This is a genomic window from Amycolatopsis sp. NPDC089917 (genome assembly GCF_040684635.1).
Taxonomy (GTDB): domain Bacteria; phylum Actinomycetota; class Actinomycetes; order Mycobacteriales; family Pseudonocardiaceae; genus Amycolatopsis.
Genome location: NZ_JBFBGL010000026.1, coordinates 1 through 23,929, shown reverse-complemented (window position 1 = coordinate 23,929; position 23,929 = coordinate 1). Strand labels below are relative to the sequence as shown.

Genomic DNA, 23,929 nt, shown 5'->3' with positions numbered 1-23,929 from the left:
CACGCAGGGGAAGGTCGTGCTCGATGAGGAACCGTCGCGGGAACAGCTCCACGCCGAAGTCGCCGGCGCTCGCCGGCCTTGTCATCGGCCTCTTGATTACTTTGGTCATAGCCACGGCAAGCTACTTCTGGCCGCAGTCCTCGGCCGTCAAAGACGCTCTTCTGATCTCGCTCATCGGAATATCCGTCTCTGTCGCACTAAGCGCCAGGCTCAAGTTGAGCGAGATATCGCAAAGCATGGGGGACGTCGAACGAGAAACACAAGGCTTCAACCAGATTCAGCAGCTAGCCAAAAGAGACAGCGCAGTCCTCGTCCGATATACCGAGTTGCGCAAAGAAATCGATGAGCTTGTGACCGGTACGTACTACCTCAAGTCAATTGACGAAGTCTTCGAAGACGACGTCAGATCCATCGACGATCTTCGCAAGGGCGAGGTACTCAGATCGACATGTCCGATTTCAACAGTCTCGGCGAAGCGAGCCCGCGAACAGATCGCCGACGTGCGTTACCTGGCATCCATTCAAGCTCACATCGCCGCGGCACAGCGGGGAGTCGACGTGACCCGTGTCTACTTGTTCAAAGATATCGTGGCCTTCGGCGACGACGTCATGATCGCACATTTGAAAGACCTTGCGACCAAGATACGCATCGAGATCGTCCTGCATTCGGAAGCAAGGCTACGAGAGGAGTTCGATTACCTTGTCTTCGGCGATCGCCGGGTATCGGTAGGTGTCGTCGGAGGCGACACCGGGACCGTTCAATCCGCAATCGTGCATTCGAACAGGGACACCGTCGAGAGATACATCGAGAAATACGGTCGCCTAGCCACACTCGCTAGTTCACTTGAGACGACAATCACCAAGCTCCAGAAGCATCGGACAAGAACCTGACCTCACCGCGCTGACAAAGCATCGCCCCAGCTCGAGGATCCAAACCAATCGCGCTACTTACCTCCACCGCTGACGGCGCAGAACTCGCTCCGGCCTCTGACGCGTGATCACCGTGGCACTGCACGCCATGGGCCTCACCTCTGTCCGGGTGATCGTCACCCAGATCATCCGCCTCCGCGCCAGTGGTAAGAACACAACCAGTGCGCACGCTCTGCGTCTCCTGGAGTTGGGAAACAGCACCAGACGCTATAGCAAGCAGCCCAGGTGACGAGCCCGCCCAACCTTCGTAACTGAACGTTGCGAGTAATGGCCCCCCGACCGTGGAAGCAGTCCCACCAGTGACGAGATGTCGCGTCCGCAACGGCGACAACCACCCACAGCTACCACCAACAGACCGGCTCTCACACCAATTTTCCTGGAGCAGATCTGGAGCACAGCGTCGATCACAACCGCACCCAACGACACTGAACCGCGTTGAACAGCCCACAACTGCGCCAGCCGACCAGCGGGTTCTCGATAACCGCAGGTAAGCGCCTTGATCGAACCAGACTGGCAGTGAGGGGGTCAGGGGTTCGAGTCCCCTTAGCTCCACAGTACGAAAACCCTCCCGAATCAGCGGAACTTCCGCAGGTCAGGGAGGGTTTTTGGGTTGATCGATGATCTTCGGTGGTTAGCTGAAGATCCGTCGCGGATCGATTCATGAACCTCTGCTGGAGGATTCCTGGAGGATCGATCTTGCTGATCTGCCTATTCGATGATCAGCAGCAGGCACCAAGTCGAGTGCGCGAGGCTCGCGGTGAAGCGAGGCAGGGGAACGTCCCAGCTACTCCGATTCTCACCGCTGCTTGCCCGCCACCGGATCTGGATCGGCCCACCCGACCATCTCGACCACCCCCAGCCCAGCCTCAACCAGCTCCCGGAGGTCGTCGCCGCGCAGCACCGGCACCGGCGCCTGCTGCGTCGCGTCGGCCCGGCCGCCACCTTCGACGCCGTCCTCACCGGGTTCCTCATCTGCGCCCACCGCTGGAACTTCACCAACGCGGCCGCCGCCGAAACCGATGCCTGGCTGCACTGGCGTCGCCGCGCCGCCCTGCTCATCCCGCCCGGGACCGAACGCGACACGTTCACCGCGTCCCGGCTGTTCGCCGCGACCTACCCCGAAGCCGTCGCGATCGCCGAGCTGATCGGCTCCCTGCACTGGCGCCGCCTCGCGGCCGGCGGCCCGAGCGAGCAAGCCCTCTTCTCGATCGAGATCGGCGCCCGCCTCGGCCTGCCGTACTACCGGCCCACCGTCCTCAAAGACCCCGTCTCGCACGGGATCGAGCACGACTCCTGGAAGCCGCCCAGCCTGCCCAACTACGACTTCCGCAGCCTGAAAACCTTCGCCGGCCCCGCCGGGTTCCGCCGCGCGGGCAAGGACGCCGACACGAAACGCCGCACCAGCGCCGCCTGGTTCGTCAAACACCAGCACGGCGGTGACGCGATGCTCTACCACCGCCACCTCAACCCGGTCGTCATCCGCGACTGGTCCACCAGGATGGAGCTGTTCACCAGCGCGATCGCGCTCACCGCCAACACCAGCTACGAGTCCCAGAAAGCCCTCAAACTCCCCCGGCCCCAAACTCCGAGGGCGTACGACGAGTTCGCCGTCAGCCACTGGTTCCGGCCCCACGCCCAGCCATCCCCTTACCTCGCCGCCGCGACCGAACCCGTCCCCTGGCCCGACCGCGAAGGCGGCCTACGAGCCGCCTTCGGCGGGCGGCCGCTGCTCCCGAACGAACGCCGCGCCCTCGCGAAAACGCCCGTCCAGGTCAACCGGCTGCGCTGACCACCGCCACATCCACACCGGGATGATCTCGCATGCATTGGCCTATAAGGCCTGTCGTTCAGGACGGGTGTCCTCAGCCGCCCGGTGGTGTCATCCGTGATGGTGCTGAACGGTGTACGTTGACCAGTCCAAGGCGGAGCTGGCCAACGCACACGGTTCTTGTGTCTGGTTAGAAATCAGTGCAGGCGTACCAGCGGTACCACTTGTGAATGTGGCCGTTGGAGCAGTAGAACTTCCCGTCCGTGCCGTATACGCGGAGGCCGACACTGTGCTGGTGGGGTAGCTTCTTGGAGTTGATCCCGCCGCCGCGCGGGCTGACCTTGCCGCCCTGTAGCGAGCGGAATCCGGACCACGTCTTGTCCCCGTCGAAACGCTGGAAGATGTGGTAGACGCGGTAGTCGGTGCCGACCACCACGACTTCGTAGGTTTTGTCGCCACCCCACCACAAGGACACGCCTGGCTGGTTGCAGGGCATGGCCCCGTAGTGAGCGCCGATCTTGAACCGCTTCACGCACCCGGTAGCGGTGTGCTCCTGGGTTCCTGGGGGCGAGAACTCGGTGGAGACCGGGATTCCGCGATCGGCGCCGACGGTGGCGGTAGTGGGCACGGTGCTGGCGGCGGTGGCTGTGGTGGGTGTCAGCAGGGCCAGCAATGTCGTCAGGATCAGCGCAACGAGAACAGGTAGTGAGCGGGCTGGCGCCGGTGTGGCGGTGATGCCGCCCGTTGTGGTGGTCATGGTGTGAGCTCCCTTGTGTGGTGATGCGGACCGGCGGGGTGCCGCCGCCGGTCCAGTTCAGACCGGTGCGCTGGTCCCGGTGCGTCGATGTGGCCGGATCCGGATGGTCATGGACGGCCGTGGCGGGCTGGCGGGGCGGTGGCACAGTCCGGTACGGGACGTCGGAACCAGCGAACGAGCAGGGCGGTAACGAGCACCGTGGCGGCCAGGGCCGCGGCTGGGGCCGCCACGCCGGCCGTGGCCGCGCGGCGGGGCCGTGATTCCTGTGCCGGGGCGCTGTCGCGGGGTGGCGGTGCGGTGATCGTGGGGCGTGGGGGCGTGAGGCTGTCGTAGAGCCGGTCCCAGGCGTCGGCCCAGACGCCGAGTTGCTGATCGGGGACGCCGAGCACACGCAGAAGTGCCTCGAACAGCAGCACCGGTGGCAGGGTCCGCCCGGCGAGGTAGTTGCCCAGGGTGGACAGCGGGATCTCGTGGCCGAGTTCGCGGTGCAGCAGGCGGGCGACGTCGCGGTTGGACAGGGTGCGTTTGGCGTGTCCGAGGGCGGCGTGGCGGCGGAGCCGATCGACCTGCGTGGCGAGGTCGGCCAGGGTGTGCACGGCGTCCGGGTTCGCGGTCGTCTCCGGGGGTGTCGTCGATGTCATGAGTGCGGTCCTGATTCGTGAGTACCGGCTGTCCGGGCCGGGTGTGGTTGTCCGTGAACGGCCCGATGCGGCGCGGGCGCGGACCCCGCGCTGATCGGGTGGGAAGCGGTCGCACCGCTGGGTGGGGCCGGGGTTCACGGATGGGAGTTGTGCGATGACGGGAAACGGCTCGTGCGGGCGTCGAGGTCGTGGTCGGCGGCCAGGATCACGAGGGCGTGCGCTGGTCCTGCTGGCCCTGGCCGTCGCCGTCGCGGCGTGGTGGCTGCTGCGGGCACTGGTGTGGCCGGGCCTGCCGTGGTGACGGGCGTACGTGTGTTCGGGGTTCACCTCCCTGGCGTCGTCGTTAGTGCGCCGGCAGTCCTGAGAGGTGGCGCTGCGTGCACCCCGCCCCAGATCGGCATGAACCCAGCTTGACCAGCGGAAACAATGTCCGGCCAGTGCGGACAAACACGAATCCCAACTACCTGATGTCACCGTGCGGGTACGGGCGGTTCGAGTGGTCGGGAATACTGATGCGGGGACCGAGGACCCGTGGCGAGGAAGACAGGGTGAGGTGATGGGCGAGCCAGGACAGCGAGGGCGGCCGACTCTCACCGACGTCCACGCGTTGATAAAGCAGGGGTTCCGGCCGCCGATGGCCGAGCTCGTGGCTCACGTGAACCAGCTCGCCGAGCAGGGCGGATTCGGCTACGACGAGGTCGCGGCACGGTTCGCCCCGCCGTACACGTCCCTGGAACCGGGCCAGGTGCCGCAGTATCACCGCCGCGCTCCCGGCGGAGGCTGGATCGCGGTCCGGCAACGGATCTCCGAGCAGCTCTCACCGCGGGTCAAATCGGCGTGCCTGCCCCCGCACCGCCCGTTGCTCGACGCCTACGCCGCGGTGTTCGCCGAGAAGACCGGACAGGACGCCGGGCCGCGGCGCGAGCGGCTACGAGCGCTGTATGACCAGGCGATGGACGACGGCGCCGACCATGGCCCCGCCGCGCTCGAGCCCCGTCTGCGGCAACGCCGTCTGCTCGACCGGCTTGCCGACCACGAGATCGAACTCCGCCACTTGCGCGCGCTCCGCGACACCCACACCATCGAGCGCGCGCAATTGCGCGCGGACCTGGCCACTCAGGGCGAGGAGCTGGCGAAGGCGCTACAGGACAACGCCGACACCGACACACTGGTCGCGGAGATCCGGCGTCTCGACGGCGAGGCGGCCGGCCTGCGCGCGACGATCGCCCAGCTGCGGGCCGAGAACAGCAGCCTGCGAAGCGGAACGGATCTCGACGCGGAACTGTATGAGATGGCCGCCGAGCTGGTTCCCGCCTCCGCGGGCGCTGGAAGCGGTCACGACGACCGCCGCCTGCGGCACCGTCCCGGCCGCCGCGGTGGTGCGAACCGATACGACGGCGGGCGCCTGCCCGACCAGTACGGCCCGGACAAGATCTCGGTGCTGCAGGGGGCCGTGAACACGGTCAACAACGTCGTATACGTGTCCAAGCGACGGCTGCTCACCACCGCCACAGTGCTCGTCGTCCTCGCTGGCACGGCGCTGATCCTCCGTGCCATCGCCACCGACGCCGAACACCAGCTCAGCTACCGCGCCGGAACCCACGCCGAACCCCAGACCCGCCTCCTCAAGACCTGGACCCCGATGGGCAGCGGCGAGACGCTCGACGACGCGGGATGGACCTGGGCGCTGGCCGGGACACAGACCGCGCGAACCGAATTCACCATCAACACCCCAGGCGAACGCATCGCCGGCACACTCACCCTGCAACCCCAGAACTGCACCACCAGCCTCGACTGGACCATCGTCCTAGGCGACCAGCACACCAGCGGCACCCTCACCACAGCCGCACCAACCGCGAACCTCGACCTCGGGTCCCCCGACGACCTCGACCACATGACTATCGAACTCCGGCCGGCGAGAGACACCTGCCGATCAACTCTCCGCTGGGACTACCCAACCGCAAGCCAGTAGCCGCTACTGCCAGCGAACGCCGTCCGCGTGAAATGCCCCGTCCAGGTCAACCGGCTGCACTGACCATCCCACACCGCCGATCTCGCATGCATTGGTCGCCCATCCACGTCGGCCGAATCCGCCAACTAGGTCCGGACACTTCGCCAGCCGGTTGTCCGGACCCAGTTGGCGGACCGCAGGTCAGCCGCTTGAGCCTCCGCCAATTTCGAGCGGAACGGACAACTGCACCGTGAGTTGCCAGTCGAGGACGACGGCAATCTCATGGATTGCCGGGATGACGGTGAAGTCGAGCAGGCTCGCTGCCGCCCCGATGTGCAGGAACACGCCGTCGCCGCCGGGAAACCAGATCATCTCGGTCAAGCCCCCTGCGTCGAATAGGTGTAGTGGTGACCGGTCACGAACGCCTCGGTCAGGCGGCCCGCACCGGCCACCACAAGACCAGGCCGTGACCTCTGACGAATCGACGCGGGGCCACCGGTCTGAGGCCGGACAACAGCCAGAAAACCACCCTCGTCGTCAACGCCTTGGAGATGGCAATCAGCAACCGGAATCCTGATCTGGCAACGTTTTTCACTCCGACCACGGCGTGCAGTTCACGTCCTGGACCTTTACCAATCGCGTCAAGGCGGCCGGGCTCATGCCCTCACTCGGAACCGTCGGCGACGGATACGACAACGCAATGACGGAGTCGTTCTGGTCGAAGATGCAGACCGAACTTCTCGACCGCCGGAAGCGGAAAGCCCGGATCGAACTGGCCAACGAAATCTTTCAGTACCTCGAGATCTTCCACAACCGGCATCGCCGCGCGGCATCTCACAGGCCTTGGTCATCTGTGGGCTATCCGCTGAACCGGACGTCGTGAACGGCGCCGGGTGCGGCGAACTCCAGTAATCGCAGCGCTTCGGCTTCGATGGCCTCTCGGTCGGCGGCGGAGATCGAGCGCAGCGGTACGACGGTGAGCACACCGGTGCGGTCTTTCGTCCAGGTCGCGGCCACCGTTCCGTCGACGAGCACGGTGGCCGCGACCGCCGCGCCCTGGCAGACCTGACGCCGGATCGGCTCGGTCATCACGCGCGTGCGGTCGGCGTGGGCGAGCAGGGTCGCGTCGAACTCCGCGAGGAGCCGGACGGGCGCGGGCAGGTCCGGCGATGGGATCTCGTGGTCCGGCAGGTCGAACAGCTCGCGCCCCGCTTCGTCGGTGTATGTCCGCAGTTCCGGCCGCAGCTGCTCGAAGACCTCACGTAGTCCGCTCACCCCGGACCAGGTCCGGGCGTCGGCGACGGTGGCCGGCCCGAACGCGGCGAGGTAGCGCCGGATCAGCTCGCGCACGTCGTCGGCGGTGGCGGCTTCGGGGACACCGGGAAAGACGGCGAACGGGGTCGCGCCGCGTTTGCCCCACGTTCCGCTCGGGGCGGGGTGCACCAGCGCGAGCAGGTACTGCACGGTCCAGCCGAGCGCCTGCGCGTCGGCACCGGGCCGGGTCAGCGCGAGCGCCCGTCCCAGCTCGGGCCGGGTGAGGACGCCGCTGCTGATCAGCTCGGCCGCGTCGGCGACCAGTTCGCCGAGGTCGACGCCGGTGGTGCGGCCGCCGAAGGCGTTGCGCTGCACGCGCCGCAACAGCGGCGCCAGCACCGGCCGGACCAGCCGGAAGTCGGCCGCCGACATCAGGTGCTGAGTCGCCCGCATCATCGTGGACCGAACGAGGACACCGCGCTCGATGGCGACGGTGAGGTCCTCGATGGTGAAGCGTTCGAGCCGGTTCCAGAGCGCGAAATACGCGAGATCCGGGTCCTGCGCGTTCAGCCCGAAAAGGTGCTCGGTCGCCTCCGCCACCCCGAGATCGACACGGCCGAGGAGAAGTTGCCTGCTGAGAAGGGCGCGGTTGAGCGCCCGCGGGCTCAGCACCGCGGTCCCGCGGGCGCCCATCTCAGCGCACCTTCCGGAAGAACACGCGGACGTCGTCGACCAGCGCGGCGGGTGCCTCCATGGCGAGGAAGTGCCCGCCGTGGCCGAGTTCGGTCCAGTGCACGACGTGGTGATCGCGCTCGGCCCAGCGACGGACGGTCACGTCGTGCGCGGACACGAGCACGCCGGTGGGCACGGTCGGCGCCGCGGCATCGCTCCAGTCGCCGGTTCCCCAGTCACCGGATTCGCCGCCGCTCCAGTCGTTCGCCGAAATCTCCTCGTAGTAGATCTGGGCGGCCGAACCGGCGGTGCCGGTGAACCAGTACAGCGAGATCGTGGTGAGCATGCGGTCGCGATCCACGCATTCCTCGGGCAGCGCGTCTTCGGGCATGGTCAGTTCCTTGAACTTCTCCACGATCCACGCGAGCTGACCGGCGGGCGAGTCGTGCAGGCCGTAGGCCACCGTCTGCGGACGCTTGGAGTTGCACTGCAGGTAGCCGTCGTTGAAGTTCTGCATCGACGCCCAGCGACGCTGGTCGGCCTCGGGGAGGTCGTCCAGTTCGCCCTCGGCGCCGATCGGGAACGTGATCATCGCGTTGAGGTGCACGCCGAGCACGTGCTCCGGATCCTGTTTGCCGATCTCCGGCGCGACCCACGAACCCGTGTCGTAGCCGTGCACGCCGTACCGCTCGTAGCCGAGCGCGGCCATCAGCCGGGCGAACAGCCCCGCCATCTTCGCGGCGCTCATCCCCGGTCCGGCCAGCGGCGTGGAGAACCCGAACCCCGGCAAGGACGGGATCACCAGGTGGAAGGCGTCGGCCGGGTCTCCCCCATGCGCCCGCGGGTCCGAAAGCGGTTCGATCACGTCGAGGAAGTCGGTCACCCCGCCCGGCCACCCGTGCAGCAGGACCAGCGGCGTGGCGTCCGGCTCCGGTGAGCGCACGTGGAGGAAGTGCAGGCGCTGACCGTCGATGGTGGTGACGAACTGCGGGTGCGCGTTGAGCACGGCCTCCTGCGCCCGCCAGTCGAACCCGGTGCGCCAGTACTCGGCCAGTCCGGCGAGGTAACCGGCGGGCACACCCCGGCTCCAGCCGACGTCCGGCAGTTCGCTCGGCCAGCGGGTGGCGGCCAGGCGCGTCGCGAGGTCGTCGAGGTCGGCCTGCGGGATGTCGATCGAGAAAGGGCGGATGTCCTGTGTCATGAGACCACGCTAGAAACCGGTTAGGACGACTTCGGTCCTAACCGGAGGGCAGAATGAAAACCATGCTGGAGACCTCCGCACGACTGCTGAAGCTCCTGTCGCTACTGCAGACCCACCGCGACTGGCCGGGTACCGACCTGGCCGAACGCCTCGGCGTCACCACGCGGACCGTGCGACGGGACGTCGAGCGCCTAAGGAACCTCGGCTACCCGGTGCACTCGCTCCAAGGCACGCCCGGCTATCGGCTCGGCGCGGGCGCGTCCCTGCCACCGCTGCTGCTCGACGACGACGAAGCCGTCGCGGTGGCCGTCGGACTGCGCACCGCCACCGGCAGTTCGGTCACCGGGATCGAGGAGACCGCATTGCGCGCACTCACCAAGCTTGAGCAGGTACTGCCGTCGCGGCTTCGGCATCGGGTGAACACACTCCAGACCGCGACCGTACGCGCCGGAGTGGCGCCCGGCCCGAAGATCTCGGCGGACACACTGATGACCATCGCGAACGCGTGCCGCCACCACGAACGCCTGCGCTTCGACTACGCCAGCCCGCGCGGCGGTGCCTCCCGACGGCACGCCGAGCCCTACCGCCTGGTCAACTTCGGCAGGCACTGGTACCTCGTCGCCTTCGACGTCGACCGCGACGACTGGCGCACCTTCCGCATCGATCGCCTCACCCCGCGGCCACCCGCCGGCGCCCGGTTCACACCCCGCGAGCCGCCATTCGACGACGTCGCGGCCTATTTGGCGCAACAGCTCTCCGCGCGCACCTGGCCGTGCCAGGCGACGGTCGAGCTGCACGAACCGGCCGACGCGGTGGCCGACCGGGTGTGGCCGGGAATGGGCGCCGTCGAGGCCGTCGACGAGCACCGCTGCCTCCTGCACCTCGGCGCTCCGACGACATCCGACCTGGTATGGATGATCACGTCAGTGCAGACCGATTTCACCCTGGTCAGCGGACCACCGGAACTCGAAGCCGCGCTCCGGCACCAGGCGGAACGGTGCCTGCGCGCGATCGAGGCTTGACCACGCGTCAGGTCAAGGCTGTTCCACCGAGGACGCGGCACAAGGCGGCGTCGATGAGCGGTTCGGCTTTGACGGTGTAGACCTCCCCAAGGTTCTTGGCCTGGCCGTGTGACCCAGACCCTGTCCTGCGCGACATAGCAGCAGATTATCCGCCTCCGCGCCAGCGGCAAGATCACCACCAGCACGGGAAGGTCATCGCTGTGGTCAGCCACGACCCAAGCATGGCATGCATCCCTCGCACCGTCCGCTTGTTTCGACCCGCTCTGCGCGTTCCTCGGCGAAGCGGATCGATCCGGGCGGTGTGGCGCATTCGGTCGACCAACAGCCGTGCGCGCTTTGCGTCAGCGGCGTTCGAACCCGGCGTTAATGGCTCGGTGTGTGTGGCTTTCACCGCGGATCCGCGGTGAAAGCCACACACACCGGATTCACTTGAGGCGTACCGGAAGACTCGTGTGCCCGTTCGAAATGAACGACGGCACCTTCTCCAGTTCGGAGACCTCCTCCGCCAGGGCCAGATCGGGGAACCGCTCGAACAGCGCCGGTAGTGCGAGTTCCGCCTCCAGTCGCGCCAAGGGCGCGCCGAGGCAGTAGTGCACCCCGTGCCCGAACGACAGGTGCTGGCTCTTCGACTCCCGCGAAAGCCGGAACTCGTCCGCGTCGGAACCGTGCGCCTCGGGTGAGCGGCCCGCTGCCGCGTACGAAGCCAGGATCGCCTCGCCCGCCTTGATGCGCACCCCGTCGATCTCGATGTCTTCCACCGCGTACCGCAGCGGAAGGTTCGCGATCGGCGCCTGCCACCGCATGGTCTCGTCGATCACCTCGGCCCAGGTGTGCTCCCCGGAGCGCACCTTCGCCAGTTCCTCCGGATGCGTCAGCAGCGCCAGGATCGCGTGGTGAAGCAGGTTCACCGTGGTCTCGTGCCCGGCCGAGATCATCAGGATCAGCGTGTCGATCAGCTCGGCCTCCTCCAGCACCGAACCGTCCTCGTCCCGCGCGGCGATCAGGCCGCTGGCGAGGTCTTCTCCGGGATTCTCCCGCCCGTTCGCCACCAGCTGCCCGAGAATCCCGTACATCAGCACACCGTTCGCCTGTGCTTCCTCGGCACTGAGCGAGGTGTTGAACACCCCGTCCACCGCGCGCCGCAGCTCCGGCCGGTGCTCCTCGGGCACGCCGAACAGCTGACAGATCACCTCGATCGGCAGCGGATAGGCGAAGTTCTCCCGCAGGTCCACCGAATCCGGCCCGGCGGCGAGCCGGTCCAGCAGACCGGCGGTCAGCTGCTCGACCCACGGCCGCAGTGCTTCCACGCGGCGCGGGGTGAACGCCTTGGACACCAGCGAACGGAGCCGCCGGTGGTCGCCACCGTAGGCGGTGAACATGTTCTGCACCGAGACCCAGATCCGTAGCGGCCAGTCCTCGGGGATCTCACCGTCGCGGTAGGCCGCCCAGTGCAGGTTCGGATTCTTCGACACCCGCGGGTCGGCCAGCAGTTTCCGCAGCAGCTCCGGCTGGGTTACTGACCACGCCACCACTTCGCCAGGGAGTTCCACCAGCGTCGCGGCGCCTCGGGCGCGGAGTTCGGCGCCTTCGGTGTGGATGTCACGGCCGTTGGGATCGAGGACGAACGGGCGGGCTGGTGCCATGGGTGCTCTCCTGTCGGGTCGGGAACGGGGGTGACCGGTGCGACGACGGGGGTGAACAGGACCGGGAGCCCGGCCAGCGCGCGGTGGAACGGGCCCGGCCGCCAGCGCAATTCGGCGTCCGGCACGGCCAGGCGCAGATCCGGCAGCGCGTCGAGCAGGGTCTCGATGGCGGTGGTCGCGATCAGCCGCGCCGGGCCCTGCGCCGGGCAGGAATGCACCCCGGCGCTCCAGGCGATGTGCGCCCGGTTGCCGGCCCGCTGGGCGTCGCCCAGCTCGGGATCGGTGTTGGCGGCGGCGAAACTGATCACCACGGGCTCGTCGGCCGGAAGACGCGCGCCCATCAGGTCGGCCGCCGGATAGGGGTAACCGGCGGAGTAGTTGGCCATCGGCGGGTCGCTCCAGAGGATCTCCTCCAGCGCGTCCTCCACGTGCAGGCTGCCGCCTGCCAGGTCCCCGGCGAAGCGCTCGTCCACCAGCAGCAGCCGAAGCCCGTTGGCGATCAGGTTCTGCTGCGGTTCGGTGCCCGCGCCCATCAGCAGCACCAGCTGGTGCAGCATCTCCTCGTCGGTCAGCCTTGAGGGATGCGCCATCATCCACGAGGGCACGTCCTGGCTCGGCTGCCGCCGCTTGAGCGCCAGCAGGTCCAGCATGGCCGCGGTCAGTTCGGCGTTGGCGCGCTCCGGGTCCACCATGTCGAAGATCCCGCGCATCCCCGCGGTGAGCCGCTCGCCCAGTTCCGGCGGGCAGCCGAAGAGATGGTTGAACACCTGCAGGGAAAGGTTTCCGGCGTACTCGGTGAGCAAGTCCGCCCGGCCGTTCCTGGAGAACTTCGCGATCAGCTCCCGCGCGGTCTTCTCCACGTAGTCCAGCAGGGCGTGCGGGTTCACCCGCGAGATGCTGTCGGTGACCGCGCTGCGGTAGCGCGCGTGCACCGCGCCGTCGGTGAACAGGCAGTTCGGCCGGTAGCCCATCATCGGCATCACCGGGTTGTCCGGCGGCTGGTTGGCCTGCCAGCGGCGCGGGTCCCGCGGATAGGTCTGTGGGGAGCGCAGCACGTCCAACGCGGCCTCGTAGCTCAGTACCAGGCTCGCGTTCACCCCTGGCGCCAGCTCGACCGGCGCGACGTGGCCGTGTTCCTTGCGCATCCGCGCGTAGACCCCCGCCGGGTTCGCGGCGAACTCCTCGTCGTAGAGCGGGGTTCGTGTGGCGTGAGCGGGACAACCGGGGGGCGGGGTGGCGGGAACGGTCACGAATGCTCCTGGCGGACGGGAGTGAACAGGTAGTCGACCAGGCTGATCAGCGCCGAGGCAGCGGACGGGCGATCGCGGGCGTCACAGGTGACGAGCCGGGTCTGGGGTAGCAGATCGAGCGCCTCGCGCAGCTCGGCCTCGGGGAAACGCGGCGCGCCGTCGAACTGGTTGACCGCCACCGCGTAAGGCAGGTCCAGTTCCTCCAGCAGGCCCATCACGTCGAAGGAGTCCTGCAGGCGGCTGGGATCGACCAGCACCAGCGCCCCGAGCGCGCCGTGGGCCAGGTCCTTCCACATCTGCGTGAACCGCTGCTGCCCAGGGGCACCGAAGAGGTAGAGCACCACCTCATCGCTCAGTGTCAGGCGTCCGAAGTCCATGGCCACCGTGGTGGTGTCCTTGCCGCGCACGCCGGACAGGTCGTCGACCAGCGCGCCCGCCTGGGTCATCCGCTCCTCGGTGCGCAGCGGGCGGATCTCCGAGAGCGTGCCGACGAAGGTGGTCTTCCCCACCGCGAACGGGCCGACGATGAGGATCTTCACCGAGGTCCGGACCGTGGCGGGAACGTATCGGTCAGGTGAGAGCGCGGAGGCCATCGAGTACCTTCTGCAGGAGTTGCTGGTCGGGGACTTCGGTCTCGCGCACCGCGGCCCGTGCTTCGATGTGCCCGCTGTCGAGCAGGTCCGACAACAGCACCTTGGTGACGCTGGTGGGCAGCTTGAGATGCGCCGCCACCTCCGCGACGGCCAGCGCGCCGCCCCGGCACAGCTCCATCACCCGCCGTTTTTCCGGGCTCAGCCCGGTCACCGGAGCCCAGGTGGCCAGCACCACGGTGGCCACGTCCAGGGTGTTGCGGGTCGGATGGGCCCGGCCCTCGGTGACCACGTGCGGGCGGACCAGCGCCCGTTCCCGCCGCTGTCCGCTCATGCCGGGTCGCCAGATCCCTCGGTCGGAAAGCGCGGCGGCGCGGTGAGTTCCTGGCCGAGTCTTTGCACCAGCTCTTGCAATCGCGAGGCAACGCCCTCGATGTCCACCCGGCCGGTGGTGGACACCGCGACGTAGGCGCCCTGTCCGGCGGCGGTCAGGAAGACGAACCCGCCGTCGAATTCGATCAGCGTCTGCCGCCACTGCTCCGGCGGCTGACGGCAGAACTCGCCGGTGGCGCGGGCGAGCGACTGGAGCCCGGAGACCGCGGCGGCGGTGCGCTCGGCGTCCTCCACGGTGATTCCCTGTGAATGGGCCATCAGCAGGCCGTCGGCCGAGAGCAGCACCGCGGAGATGGTCTCCGGCATCTGCAGGGCCTGATCGAGCATCCAGCCCAACCGGTTGTTGGTGGTGACGGAGCTGCTCACTGGAAATCCCTTTCGTCATCGGTGGAAGAAGCGCGGCCCTGGCGGGTGCCGCGCTGCCAGGCCGTGGCCGTGGCGACCGGGCTGTGGTTCACCGGGGACTCGGCCGGTTCCGGCGCGGCGGGCGGCGACACCGGAACCGACAACGTGGTGGTGGCCGCCCCGGTCACCGGGGCGCGTCGGCGACGGCGGGGCAGGCCGTGCGCGGTCGTGCCCAGTTCCTCGGCCGGTTCGGCAGGCTGTGGTTCCGGAGCGGGAACGCGCACGCGCGGGGCCGGGCTGGAAGTGATCGCGGCAGGGCTGGCAGGCGCGGCCAGCGACGGGACTTCCTGCGGTGCCGGCTCCGGGACGGCGGCGCGGGTGAGCAGCTCGCTCGGCAGGAACAGGACCGCGCGCACCCCGCCGAAGGGCGAGCGCATGTCCACCGAGACGCGGAAACCGTAGCGTTGGGAAAGCACGCCGATGACGGCGAAGCCGATCCGCGGCGGCACACCGAGCGCGGCGATGTCCCGGCCGCCGTGGCCTTCCAGGAGCCAGCCGGCGCGCTGCACCGCTTCCACCGTCATGCCGACCCCGGCGTCGTCGATGACGATCGCCATCCCGTTGTGCGCCTGCTGGAAGGTGACCTGCACGGGTGCGCCGGGCTGCGAGTGGCGGGCGCCGTTGTCCATCAGCTCGGCCACCGCGAGCACCACCGGTTCCACGGCCTGGCTGACCACCGCGGTGTCCGAAGGCGCCGGGATCTGCACGCGCGCGTAGTCGCGGATGCGGCCGGTGGCCCCGCGCACCACGTCGGTCAGGGTCGCGGCGGAGCGCTGCAGGCCCGGCCACGAACCGCAGAGCACGGCGGTCGCCTGGGCGCGGCGGCCCAGCTGCGAGTTCGCGTGGTCCAGTCCGAGCAGGCCGTCGAGCACGTCGGGATTGTCGTGCTGCTCTTCCATCGCCGAGATCAGCACCTGCTGCTCCCCCGCGAGGTTCTGCACCGTGCGCATCATCGCGCGCAGGGTGGCGGCGGCGGATTCGGCGGCGTCGCGGCGGGTCTGGCCGGTCAGCTCGCTGATCGCCACGAGCAGTTCGCGGTGGGGGTCCTCGCCGTTGACGGCACGCAAGGGGCCGGGCACGGTCACGGCCTGATTGGTCTGCGCCTCGACGATCGCGGGCAACCGCCTGTGCAACAGATGCCGGTTCTCCTCCTCACGGGCGCGGAGTTCGGCCAGCAATTGCTCACCACGACGGCCGGTGTTGACGGTGACCCGGCGCTGGCGCACCAGCAACAGCGCGAAGGCCGCGGCGAGCAGCGAGACGCAGACCAGCGCCGCCGTCAGCAGGGGGTACTCCATGAAATCCTCACGATCGACAGGGCAAGGACGCCTGGGCCGAGCCGGGGGATCATGCGGCAGCTCCACGGCATCGGGGATCGAAGGACGTCATCAGCAGCGAGTACCGTAGCGCAAACACGCCGTGAGCGGCAGCCGCTTCCCGCGAGAAAAGTGGTTCTGTGCTGGGTAAGCCGGATCGGCCGCCGCGCGCCAGAGGTCGTTCACGAAGTGTTCGTCACCGAGGACCGCGAGGCCGATGCTCCTCCGACCTGGTTCGGCTGATCGGACGCACAGCTGATCAACAGCCTTGCGGTGTGCGCGATGTGGTCACGCAGCAGTTCCTGCGCGCGACCGGCGTCGCGCGCGAGAACGGCGTCGAGTAGCGCTCGATGCTCGGCGGCGACGTCCCGGCCGGGTTCGTTGCCGAGGGATACCGACCACTGCCGGTACAACTCGGCCTCCTGCCGCAACGACCGTGCCGCGTCGAGCAGCCGCTGGTTGCGGCAGCCTGCCAGCAGTGCGTGGTGGAAGGCCGCGTGTGCCTGCACCCATTCGTCGGACAGATGATCCGGGTCGGCCGGGTCGCGATAGGGCGCGCGTTCCAGAAGGTGGTGCGCGGCGACGGTATCGGCCTCCCAGCGTGTGTCGCCTTCCCGTACCGACAGCCCCAGTACCAGGGACTCGACCTCCGCCCGCGCCTGTGTCAGTTCGGCCAGATCCTGATGGGACAGCGGCCGGACCAGATAACCCTGACGCGGCCTGGCCACCACCAGCCCTTCGGCGACCAGTCTCGTCAGCGCCTCGCGGGTGGCACCGACGCTCACCTGGTAGCGGTCGGCCAGGTCCGGGAACTTGAGCCGGTCGCCCGGCACCAGCCGACCGGTGAGGATGTCGGCGCGCAACGCCTGGTGGATGCCGTCGGTGCGGGTCGCTCCGCCGCTCTTGGTCATGCCCTCCAGCCTAGCACTTTACGAATCTCGGTTGAACTTTCGAAAGTTTGGGTCTAGTTTCGAATTAAGCCCACGAACCCCTCGGCCGCACGAGAAGTCGTGCACGGCCGGATCCCGAGAGGTGCAGTCATGAAACTGGCCAATGTGGACGGACGGGCGGTGCTGCTGACCGCCGACGACACCGGAATCGACGTCGAAACCGCGTCGGGAGGCGAATTCGGCCCCGATCTCCCGACCGTTTACGAGAACTGGGAAGGGTTCCGAGCCTGGGCGCGACAGCCGCCCGCCGGACCCGGCGTCGCGTTCACCCGCGCGCAGCTGGGGTCTCCCTCGCCGGCCCCGCGGCAGATCGTCGCGATCGGCCTGAACTACGACGCCCACGCCGCCGAGTCCGGTTTCGAGGCACCGGAAGGACTTCCTCCGACGTTCACCAAGTTCGTCTCCGCGTTGACCGGCCCCGACGCGAAGGTCGTGCTACCGGCCGGTGGCGACGTGGACTGGGAGGTGGAACTCGTCGCCGTCATCGGCCGGACCGCCACCCGCGTCGCGGAATCCGACGCATGGGACCACGTCGCCGGGGTGACGATCGGACAGGACCTCTCCGAGCGCGCCGCGCAACTGGCCGGCTCCGTCCCGCAGTTCAGCCTCGGCAAGTCCTTCCCGAACTTCGCGCCGGTCGGGCCGTGGCTGGTCACGCCGGACGATCTGGCGAACCGGGACGACCTGGCGCTCGGCTGCGCGGTCGACGGCGAGACCGTGCAGGACGGTCGCACCCGCGAACTGATCTACCCGGTCGCCAGGCTGATATCCGCGCTGTCGCGGACCATCACCCTGTATCCGGGCGATCTCGTCTTCACCGGAACCCCGGCGGGTGTGGGCATGGGCCGCACGCCGAAGCGGTTCCTGCGGGCAGGAGAACACCTCGTCAGCTGGATCGAAGGCATCGGTGAGATGCACCAGACCTTCGTTACCGCAGAGGAGGACTGACATGGGCATGCACCGCCTCACCCGGGTCACCATGGGTGTCCCGAACGTCGCGGAAACCATCGCCTACTACTCCGAGTTCGGGCTCACCCACCTCGGCGACGGGGCTTTCAGCACTCGCGAAGGCGGCGAGCAGTTGCGGATCCGGCACGCCGTATCCCGGCGGGTACTCGAACTCGGGGTGGGCGTCGACGATGTCGACGACGTCGCGCGGGTCGCGTCGCGGTTGGACCGCCTCGGCGTGCCGGGCGGCACGGACGGCACCGCGATCACGGCGATCGAGCCGGTTTCCGGGTTCACCGTCCGCGTCGAAATCGCGCCGAGAATCATGCAGCGGCCCGTCCCGGCCACCCCCTACAACGGGCCCGGTCGCATCGAGCGGTTCGGCCGCGCGCCCGGAGTGCTGCGCGAAGACCCGATCCGGCCCAAGAAACTCGGCCACTGCGTGGTGGGCACGACCGATCTCGAAGCCACCATGGGGTTCTTCACCGAGGGACTCGGTTTCAAGGTCAGCGACTACATCGGGAACAAGGGCGCCTTCATGCGCTGCTCGGTCGATCACCACAACGTGCTGGCGCTCGCGGCACCGGTGAACTTCCTCCATCACACGTCCTGGCAGGTCGACGACATCGACGACGTCGGACGAGGCGCGGCGGCGATGCTGGCAGGCAACCCCGGGCGACATGTCTGGGGCCTCGGCAGGCACCACGCGGGATCCAACTTCTTCTGGTACCTCAAGGATCCGGCGGGCAACTTCAGCGAGTACTACGCCGACATGGACTGCATCCCCGAGGACGAGATCTGGACCCCGGAAGTCTTCGAGGGCGCCCAAGGCCTGTTCAGCTGGGGCCCGCCACCGCCACCGTCGTTCCTGGAACCGGACGACCTCGCCGCGCTCATGACCGGGCAACACGCACCCTCCCGGTGACCGCGGCCGGACCAGCGCGAAGACCCGTCAGGGGAAATCGAGAAAGACAGCGGCGCCGGAAACCCCGCGCCTGATCGAAAAAGGAGAAGTCGTGTCAGTGGAATTGTACGTCCCTCAGATCCCGGACGACTTGAACATTCGGTTCGTCGAAAACCGTATCGTCATCAACCGCCCGGTCCAGGCCGTCTACGACTGGGTGACCACGTGGTCGAACCTGCCGAAATGGCTGCCGATGGCACTCGGCACCGAGGTGCGACGCGGCACCGAAGGCGTCCCCGCCGAGATGGGCGACGTACTGCTCGAGACCATCCAGCCGGAGCTGAACGAGAAGCCGAAGCTCTATACCGTGGTGGCGCGGGTCCCCGGAAAGCTGTGGACAGTGGTCGGCCGGGACGTCCTCGACGACGGCTCGCTGGCCCCGGCGATGCACGCGATCGCCACCTTCACCACGTTCGACCTCGGCGACGGAACAACCCTGTTCTGCCGCCTGTTCGAACGACTGGTCCCGGACACCGAGCCGCCCGGCCCGCACCCGGTCGAGGACCCTGCCCGCATCCAGCCCGGCCTGGAACTGATCAAGGCACACCTCGAAGGCACGGCCGGTTGACGCCGGCGGTTCGGGGCCGCTGTCTCCGGCGGCCCCGAACCGATCGTCGGTCGGTGAACGCATCCGGGCTTGCTGCCGTCTCCCCGGCTAGGCGTCGCGGGCTACTTCGAGAGCCGGACCATCCGGGTGCGCAAGGCCTCGGCGGCCTGCCACGCCTCGTCGATCGGCACGATCCACTCGTCCCGCAGGTCGATCGCCTTGTCGTCCACCCGGATGCGCAGGGCGGGCCCGGCGCCGGGCGTGACGGTGTAGGACAGGCCGATCTCGACCTCGTCGTCGCCGGGCAGATCGATGACCTCGACCTCGGCGATGCCGGAGAACGAGACCGCGGCGTCGTGGTCGTCGTCGAGACTGCGGCGGACCTTGCGCCGGATCCGCACGGCGACCTCGTCCTCGCGGATCAGGAACCAGCCGTCGGCCTCGTCCCGCAGCGCGAAGGACAGCTCGGCCGTCGCACCGACGAGGTCACCCTTGGGCCTGGCCAGTACCGAGGCCGCGGCGTTCCGCACGGCGAGCCACGGCACGAGTGACAGGATGACCAGCACCGCGATGGCGATGAGCAACCGGCTCTCCCCGGCACGCCAGCTCAGCACCACGACCGCGCCGTACACCCCGGCGACGACACCACTGATCGCCGCGATCCGGCTCCAGCGCACGGGCGAGTTCCGCCGCGCGTACCCGAAGAGGAACAGGACCAGCGCGAACGCGAGCAAGCCCAGCACCGGCAGGATCGAGCCCTTGTTTCGTTGCCCCGCAAGGGAAACGACGCACAGTGCCACCAACGCGATCGGGCCGAGCGACATCGCGAAGAGGTACCCGCGCCGGGCACGGGCGAACACCAGCTCACTGTCGGACGTGGATGGTGTGATCATGGCGGTTCTCCCCCCGTTCGCTTCGTGACGCCGCGTGACGCTACCAGCGCCACCGGAATGGGAGAATCGCCTGGCTGGCCTTTCGCGGGGAAGGCTGCCGTGCTCGATCTCGACCAGGCCACCGCGGACGAGCGAACCGCGTCAGCCTTGTCCTCGCCCGGTTTCGGCGCGGTTCGCCTGGATCTCCTCGAAGCGCGCATCTCGTTGCCGTTTCCCCGAGCACTCTCGACCGTTCTCTTCTCCACTTCTCGAATGGCTTCAAATCATCCTCGGAGATGGGCAGAGCCTCACCGTAGTCACGTCCGGATCGGATTCGCTCAAGGCCGCTGACGTCACCGCGCGGCGGAAATCCTCGCGAAGAGAGCCGACGCCAGCCAATGGCCGCTCACGAAAGCCTCGTGCTCGGTGACACCGCGACCGCCGTCGGCACCGCGCCGGGGATCCGCTCCCCCTCGCGATTACTGGTCAATTACTTGCCATTTAAGCACTTTGGTCGGATGAGGTGATCTTCCCACCGGAGCCGGTGGCGCGAGGCTTTCCCGTGCCTACCCTGAGTCGATCGTGTCACTTTCGCTACCGGGGGGGTTGTCGATGCACGGGACCCAGATCCGCTTTCAAGCCCTTGTCTGGACCTTCGGGGCGCGCGAGTTCGCGGCGCTGCTGATGGACGGACACTCGCCGCACCGACCCGACGCCTTGCTGCACGCGGCGCAGTCCCGCGGGTTGCCGCTGACCACGGACGTCCGGCGCGTTCCGTCTGCGCCCGTTCCCGGGTGGCGGATCGAGGCGACTTCCCTGGAGTCCGATCGCGGCAGGCAGACGCGTCTCACCGTCCAATGGCCGCGCGTCCGCCCCTTGGTCAGTCACGCCGACGTCGACCTTTCCCAACGGTGGCAACAGCTCGCGGTCACCCACCGGGTCGGGTTGCTGCTGATCGGACGCGATCTCGTCGGCGACCGGAACCTGCCCGCGCGGGTGACCCGGCTCGCGGAATCCGGAGCGCTGGCGGCCGGGATCGTCGCGTTCCGTTCCGGAAGCGCCTTCCGGCCGCGGACCCGTTTCCTCCACGAACGGGGCCTTGAGCGTCGCCGCCCTGTCGGACGGTAACCACACTCGGCGTTTCATCGTTATTTCATCGCCTCTCCTTACTGTTCGGCATGGAAGATCAACAGTGTGGGGAGAGACCGATGAGAAGACTCAAAGCACGCTTGCTCGCGACCGCCGTCCTGTCCGTCGTCACCTTGACCGGCGCCATCGCCGGCGCGGGGGCGGCACAGGCGGCTCCCGCCCGGCCGGACGGCGCGTGCGGACCGGTCATGTTCGTCGTGCCGGGCTACCGGGACGGTGGGGCGCAGAAACTCCTGGATCCGGGGCTCGCGCCGGGCGGCGCGAATCCGGTGCGCATCCCGTATCCGAACGCCGAAGCGGACATCAACCTGTACACCGACGTCGACGCCGGCGTCGCCAACCTCAGGACCGCGCTCTACAACCTCTACGTCACCTACGGCTGCGACCTCGACACCAAGGTGTACATCGTCGGCTTCAGCCTCGGGGCGCTCGTCGCGGGCACGGTCCTGGAGACCGAGCCGCCCGGACGGAACATCCAGGGCGTCCTGTTCGCCGACGGGCGGCGGCAGCCGGGCGAGTCGAACTGGCCGGGTGACCCGGGCGGGTTGATCGGGCACCTGCCCGTACCCGGTCCCGGCGGCACGGGTTTCCGGCCGCTGGACTCGTTCCGCTATCCGACATTGAGTCTGTGCAACGGCCCCAATTCGGGTGGCGGCGCGGATTTGATCTGTTTCGGCGGAACCAATCTGGACAGCTACTTCACCTCGCACCCTTATTACAGTTTCGAGGTGGGCAACGAGCTGAACATCCACGGTGAAGGCCCGTACCAGGACAACCTGCGCAACCGCGTCATCCCATAAGCCGTCCGCGGCCGCGGCCGCGAAATCCAGACATAAAGGGCTTATCGCAGCCGCCGACCTGGGAGGTTGCTCCCCGGATCGAGACTTGCCCGCAGGGGCAGGACGGCCAGGGCCTTCGGGCAACCCTGCGCTCTGAGGGCTCCGGGGAGCAACCCGATCACGGTTCTCGCGTCTTCCGGACAAAGCTTCGACAAAGGACGCGAGAGGGGCGCAGAAATGAAATTCACCACGAAGAAGACAATCAAAATTGCCGTTGTGGGCGGGGCGGTCGCCGCCACCGCACTCCTTTCCGCGTGCAGTGGAAACGGCGTCGCGGGAAATGGTTCCCCGGTGCGGAACGCGGCGGAGACGGCGGCGGTGGCCGAGCAGGTTCCGGAAGGCGCGGGCCAGGGGGCGGCCTCCGGCGGGACCGGCGGATCCGGCGCCACGTCGAACGGTGACGTCAACTGCAGCGAGCACGGCGGCCAGGTCGGCGCGCCCGGCAGGCAGAAGATGGACCTGATCGCGGTCGCCGCCACCGACGGCACCAAGCCCGGCTGCACCGAAGCCTTCAACGTGATCGCCGAGTACTACGACAAGCTTCCGCAGGCCGAAGGTCCGGGCGAGCGGGTCCTCGACGTCCAGGGCCGCTGGACCTGCGCCCGCCAGGCGGACGCCGCGGGCGAGCAGGGCGCGGTCACCTGCGGCGTGCCCAACGACTCCCTGCAGCTGGAGACCCGGCCCTCGGGCGGCACCGGGCAGGCTCCCGACAAGCAGGTCCGCAAGTTCCCGAACTCCACCCACTCGGTGCAGTTCACCGGCTACGACGCCGACGTGCGGATGGCCCGCTTCCAGCTGACCGTTCCCGGCAAGGGCGGCGACTCCCGGCCGGTCGACGGCAAGACCTACCGGCTCCCGCTGCAGCCGGGCGGCAAGGTGTTCAGCGCGGCCACCCTGTGCCCGAGCGAGTCGGGCTCGGTCACCATCGACGACGCGGGCCTCGGCAACGGGCCGTGCGGCCAGGAGCAGCTGATCCAGCAGCTGAAGGACGGCAACCCGGTGCGCGCGCAGATCAGCGTGAACGGTGACGACCGGATCTCCACGGTCAAGGAGATCTACCACCCCTGACCCTCGCACGGGAAAGCCGGCGGCCGGGAGTTCCCGGCCGCCGGTTTTCGTGTGCGGGAGCTACAGCCGGGCCTTCAGATCGGCCGGATCCACCACGGGCATTCCCCGGCGCAGCGCCGCGACTTCGAGGTCGGCGCTGCCCGCCGTCGTGCCGCCGGGATTCAGCACCTCGCAGCACATCCCGGCCGGCGGGAGCCCCGCGGCGGCGCACAACGCGACCGTCGCCTCGGTGTGCCCGGACCGTTCGGCGAGCAGGCCCGGACGCGCCACGTCAGTCGAGCCCGAGTACCTCGCGCAGGACGCGGCGAAGTTCGTCCGTGCTCACGACATGGGTCAACGGGGATCGGGCGACGAAGGCGATCGAGGGGTCCGCCAGACCGGTTCGCGCGTCGGCGATCCGATCGGCGGCGCGGCCGGTCCCGCGCAGCACGACGATCGGCGTTCCGCGGCGAAGGCTGTGCCAGACGTCCCCGAGCGTCACCTCTCCCCCGTTGATGACGAGCGTCGCCATGGGAAGCCCGCGCGATTTCGCCGTGGCGAATGCGGGACGCGGTGATCTTTTGTCCAAGATGGACTGTGACGCCACCTTTACGAACGCCGCGATTTTGTCGCCAGTTCGAAAGATTTCAAAAGGCGCGTGACAAAGTTTTCCGGCGTGGGGAACGGTCCGACGACCTGAAACACTTTCGACTTCCGTTTCCGACGCGCCGGGTTGGTCGGGGGGGGGGGGGGGGGGGTGTTATGGAGTAAGCGCCGACGCACAAACACAACCCCCCCCCCCCACATACACCCCCCACCCC

General features: G+C 68.3%; 26 protein-coding genes and 1 pseudogene. 12 read left to right on the top strand and 15 right to left on the bottom strand.

Translation table 11 applies throughout. The features are described from left to right. Window positions 1–23: 23 nt before the first annotated feature. The gene (locus tag AB0N89_RS20095; RefSeq protein WP_364206501.1) at window positions 24–890 is read left to right on the top strand and encodes a hypothetical protein; all 867 of its coding nucleotides are present in this window, start codon (window positions 24–26) and stop codon (window positions 888–890) included. 796 nt (window positions 891–1,686) lie between these two features. Further along, a complete protein-coding gene (locus AB0N89_RS20090; protein ID WP_364206499.1) occupies window positions 1,687–2,718 on the top strand; it encodes a hypothetical protein in 1,032 nt (343 codons plus the stop codon). A 169-nt stretch (window positions 2,719–2,887) separates the two neighbouring features. Here the strand turns inward: AB0N89_RS20090 and AB0N89_RS20085 are convergent, their stop codons facing one another. Together AB0N89_RS20085 and AB0N89_RS20080 are read right to left on the bottom strand one after the other, a co-directional pair. Then, the gene (locus AB0N89_RS20085) at window positions 2,888–3,454 is read right to left on the bottom strand and encodes a hypothetical protein (protein WP_364206497.1); all 567 of its coding nucleotides are present in this window, start codon (window positions 3,452–3,454) and stop codon (window positions 2,888–2,890) included. Window positions 3,455–3,561: 107 nt separating this feature from the next. Further along, window positions 3,562–4,095, bottom strand: coding sequence for a helix-turn-helix transcriptional regulator (locus AB0N89_RS20080; RefSeq protein ID WP_364206495.1), 534 nt, complete (start codon window positions 4,093–4,095; stop codon window positions 3,562–3,564). A gap of 154 nt (window positions 4,096–4,249) precedes the next feature. Here AB0N89_RS20080 and AB0N89_RS20075 point away from each other — a divergent pair, with 154 nt between their 5' ends. Both AB0N89_RS20075 and AB0N89_RS20070 read left to right on the top strand, forming a co-directional pair. Further along, on the top strand, window positions 4,250–4,396 hold the full coding sequence (locus AB0N89_RS20075; RefSeq protein ID WP_364206493.1) for a hypothetical protein: 147 nt from the start codon (window positions 4,250–4,252) through the stop codon (window positions 4,394–4,396). 255 nt (window positions 4,397–4,651) lie between these two features. Next, window positions 4,652–6,067: a hypothetical protein gene (locus AB0N89_RS20070; RefSeq protein ID WP_364206491.1), complete on the top strand. Its 1,416-nt coding sequence runs from the start codon at window positions 4,652–4,654 to the stop codon at window positions 6,065–6,067. Window positions 6,068–6,247: 180 nt separating this feature from the next. On the opposite strand, the gene AB0N89_RS20065 is transcribed toward AB0N89_RS20070, so the two are convergent. After that, window positions 6,248–6,427 (bottom strand): hypothetical protein, encoded by a 180-nt coding sequence (locus AB0N89_RS20065; RefSeq protein ID WP_364206489.1) that lies wholly within the window; start codon window positions 6,425–6,427, stop codon window positions 6,248–6,250. A 128-nt stretch (window positions 6,428–6,555) separates the two neighbouring features. Here AB0N89_RS20065 and AB0N89_RS20060 point away from each other — a divergent pair. Then, window positions 6,556–6,881: pseudogene (locus tag AB0N89_RS20060) on the top strand (IS3 family transposase); the annotation flags it as partial. A gap of 23 nt (window positions 6,882–6,904) precedes the next feature. Here the strand turns inward: AB0N89_RS20060 and AB0N89_RS20055 are convergent. Beyond that, window positions 6,905–7,993, bottom strand: a complete 1,089-nt coding sequence (locus AB0N89_RS20055; RefSeq protein WP_364206487.1) for a winged helix DNA-binding domain-containing protein — start codon at window positions 7,991–7,993, stop codon at window positions 6,905–6,907. Window position 7,994: 1 nt separating this feature from the next. Beyond that, a complete protein-coding gene (locus tag AB0N89_RS20050; protein ID WP_364206485.1) occupies window positions 7,995–9,173 on the bottom strand; it encodes an epoxide hydrolase family protein in 1,179 nt (392 codons plus the stop codon). A gap of 62 nt (window positions 9,174–9,235) precedes the next feature. On the opposite strand from AB0N89_RS20050, the gene AB0N89_RS20045 reads away from it, so the two are divergent. Further along, on the top strand, window positions 9,236–10,195 hold the full coding sequence (locus AB0N89_RS20045) for a YafY family protein (RefSeq protein ID WP_364206483.1): 960 nt from the start codon (window positions 9,236–9,238) through the stop codon (window positions 10,193–10,195). A gap of 425 nt (window positions 10,196–10,620) precedes the next feature. Here AB0N89_RS20045 and AB0N89_RS20040 read toward each other — a convergent pair whose 3' ends face one another. The 7 genes from AB0N89_RS20040 to AB0N89_RS20010 all read right to left on the bottom strand — a co-directional run bounded on the left by AB0N89_RS20040 (window position 10,621) and on the right by AB0N89_RS20010 (window position 16,703). After that, the gene (locus AB0N89_RS20040; protein ID WP_364206629.1) at window positions 10,621–11,727 is read right to left on the bottom strand and encodes a cytochrome P450; all 1,107 of its coding nucleotides are present in this window, start codon (window positions 11,725–11,727) and stop codon (window positions 10,621–10,623) included. Further along, on the bottom strand, window positions 11,709–13,088 hold the full coding sequence (locus AB0N89_RS20035) for a cytochrome P450 (protein WP_364206481.1): 1,380 nt from the start codon (window positions 13,086–13,088) through the stop codon (window positions 11,709–11,711). The genes AB0N89_RS20040 and AB0N89_RS20035 overlap by 19 nt, the downstream gene beginning before the upstream one ends. After that, window positions 13,085–13,681 (bottom strand): ATP/GTP-binding protein, encoded by a 597-nt coding sequence (locus AB0N89_RS20030; RefSeq protein ID WP_364206479.1) that lies wholly within the window; start codon window positions 13,679–13,681, stop codon window positions 13,085–13,087. The genes AB0N89_RS20035 and AB0N89_RS20030 overlap by 4 nt, the downstream gene beginning before the upstream one ends. Further along, window positions 13,659–14,012: a DUF742 domain-containing protein gene (locus tag AB0N89_RS20025; RefSeq protein ID WP_020634220.1), complete on the bottom strand. Its 354-nt coding sequence runs from the start codon at window positions 14,010–14,012 to the stop codon at window positions 13,659–13,661. Before AB0N89_RS20025 ends, AB0N89_RS20030 begins: the two co-directional genes overlap by 23 nt. Next, window positions 14,009–14,437 carry a roadblock/LC7 domain-containing protein gene (locus AB0N89_RS20020; RefSeq protein WP_364206477.1) on the bottom strand — a complete coding sequence of 143 codons (429 nt, stop codon included), beginning with the start codon at window positions 14,435–14,437 and terminating at the stop codon, window positions 14,009–14,011. Before AB0N89_RS20020 ends, AB0N89_RS20025 begins: the two co-directional genes overlap by 4 nt. After that, the gene (locus AB0N89_RS20015) at window positions 14,434–15,774 is read right to left on the bottom strand and encodes an ATP-binding protein (RefSeq protein WP_364206475.1); all 1,341 of its coding nucleotides are present in this window, start codon (window positions 15,772–15,774) and stop codon (window positions 14,434–14,436) included. The genes AB0N89_RS20020 and AB0N89_RS20015 overlap by 4 nt, the downstream gene beginning before the upstream one ends. A 200-nt stretch (window positions 15,775–15,974) precedes the next feature. Next, window positions 15,975–16,703 carry an FCD domain-containing protein gene (locus AB0N89_RS20010; RefSeq protein WP_364206473.1) on the bottom strand — a complete coding sequence of 243 codons (729 nt, stop codon included), beginning with the start codon at window positions 16,701–16,703 and terminating at the stop codon, window positions 15,975–15,977. Between the two features lie 129 nt (window positions 16,704–16,832). On the opposite strand from AB0N89_RS20010, the gene AB0N89_RS20005 reads away from it, so the two are divergent. From AB0N89_RS20005 to AB0N89_RS19995, 3 genes are all read left to right on the top strand, one after another. Continuing rightward, complete coding sequence (locus AB0N89_RS20005) at window positions 16,833–17,690, top strand: fumarylacetoacetate hydrolase family protein (protein ID WP_364206471.1); 858 nt, start codon at window positions 16,833–16,835, stop codon at window positions 17,688–17,690. Window position 17,691: 1 nt separating this feature from the next. Then, window positions 17,692–18,615 carry a VOC family protein gene (locus tag AB0N89_RS20000; RefSeq protein WP_364206469.1) on the top strand — a complete coding sequence of 308 codons (924 nt, stop codon included), beginning with the start codon at window positions 17,692–17,694 and terminating at the stop codon, window positions 18,613–18,615. Window positions 18,616–18,706: 91 nt separating this feature from the next. Beyond that, a complete protein-coding gene (locus AB0N89_RS19995) occupies window positions 18,707–19,222 on the top strand; it encodes an SRPBCC family protein (RefSeq protein WP_364206467.1) in 516 nt (171 codons plus the stop codon). Between the two features lie 101 nt (window positions 19,223–19,323). Here the strand turns inward: AB0N89_RS19995 and AB0N89_RS19990 are convergent, their stop codons facing one another. Continuing rightward, on the bottom strand, window positions 19,324–20,094 hold the full coding sequence (locus AB0N89_RS19990) for a hypothetical protein (RefSeq protein ID WP_364206465.1): 771 nt from the start codon (window positions 20,092–20,094) through the stop codon (window positions 19,324–19,326). Window positions 20,095–20,685: 591 nt separating this feature from the next. Between AB0N89_RS19990 and AB0N89_RS19985 the strand changes: the two genes are divergently transcribed. The 3 genes from AB0N89_RS19985 (at window position 20,686) to AB0N89_RS19975 (ending at window position 23,129) form a co-directional block, all read left to right on the top strand. Continuing rightward, window positions 20,686–21,201 carry a hypothetical protein gene (locus AB0N89_RS19985; protein WP_364206463.1) on the top strand — a complete coding sequence of 172 codons (516 nt, stop codon included), beginning with the start codon at window positions 20,686–20,688 and terminating at the stop codon, window positions 21,199–21,201. Between the two features lie 80 nt (window positions 21,202–21,281). Continuing rightward, window positions 21,282–22,022, top strand: a complete 741-nt coding sequence (locus AB0N89_RS19980; RefSeq protein ID WP_364206461.1) for a hypothetical protein — start codon at window positions 21,282–21,284, stop codon at window positions 22,020–22,022. Between the two features lie 216 nt (window positions 22,023–22,238). After that, window positions 22,239–23,129, top strand: coding sequence for a hypothetical protein (locus AB0N89_RS19975; protein WP_364206459.1), 891 nt, complete (start codon window positions 22,239–22,241; stop codon window positions 23,127–23,129). Window positions 23,130–23,189: 60 nt separating this feature from the next. On the opposite strand, the gene AB0N89_RS19970 is transcribed toward AB0N89_RS19975, so the two are convergent. Both AB0N89_RS19970 and AB0N89_RS19965 read right to left on the bottom strand, forming a co-directional pair. Further along, the gene (locus AB0N89_RS19970; RefSeq protein ID WP_364206457.1) at window positions 23,190–23,399 is read right to left on the bottom strand and encodes a 3,4-dihydroxy-2-butanone-4-phosphate synthase; all 210 of its coding nucleotides are present in this window, start codon (window positions 23,397–23,399) and stop codon (window positions 23,190–23,192) included. A gap of 1 nt (window position 23,400) precedes the next feature. Then, window positions 23,401–23,715, bottom strand: coding sequence for a hypothetical protein (locus AB0N89_RS19965; protein WP_364206455.1), 315 nt, complete (start codon window positions 23,713–23,715; stop codon window positions 23,401–23,403). Window positions 23,716–23,929: the final 214 nt, after the last annotated feature.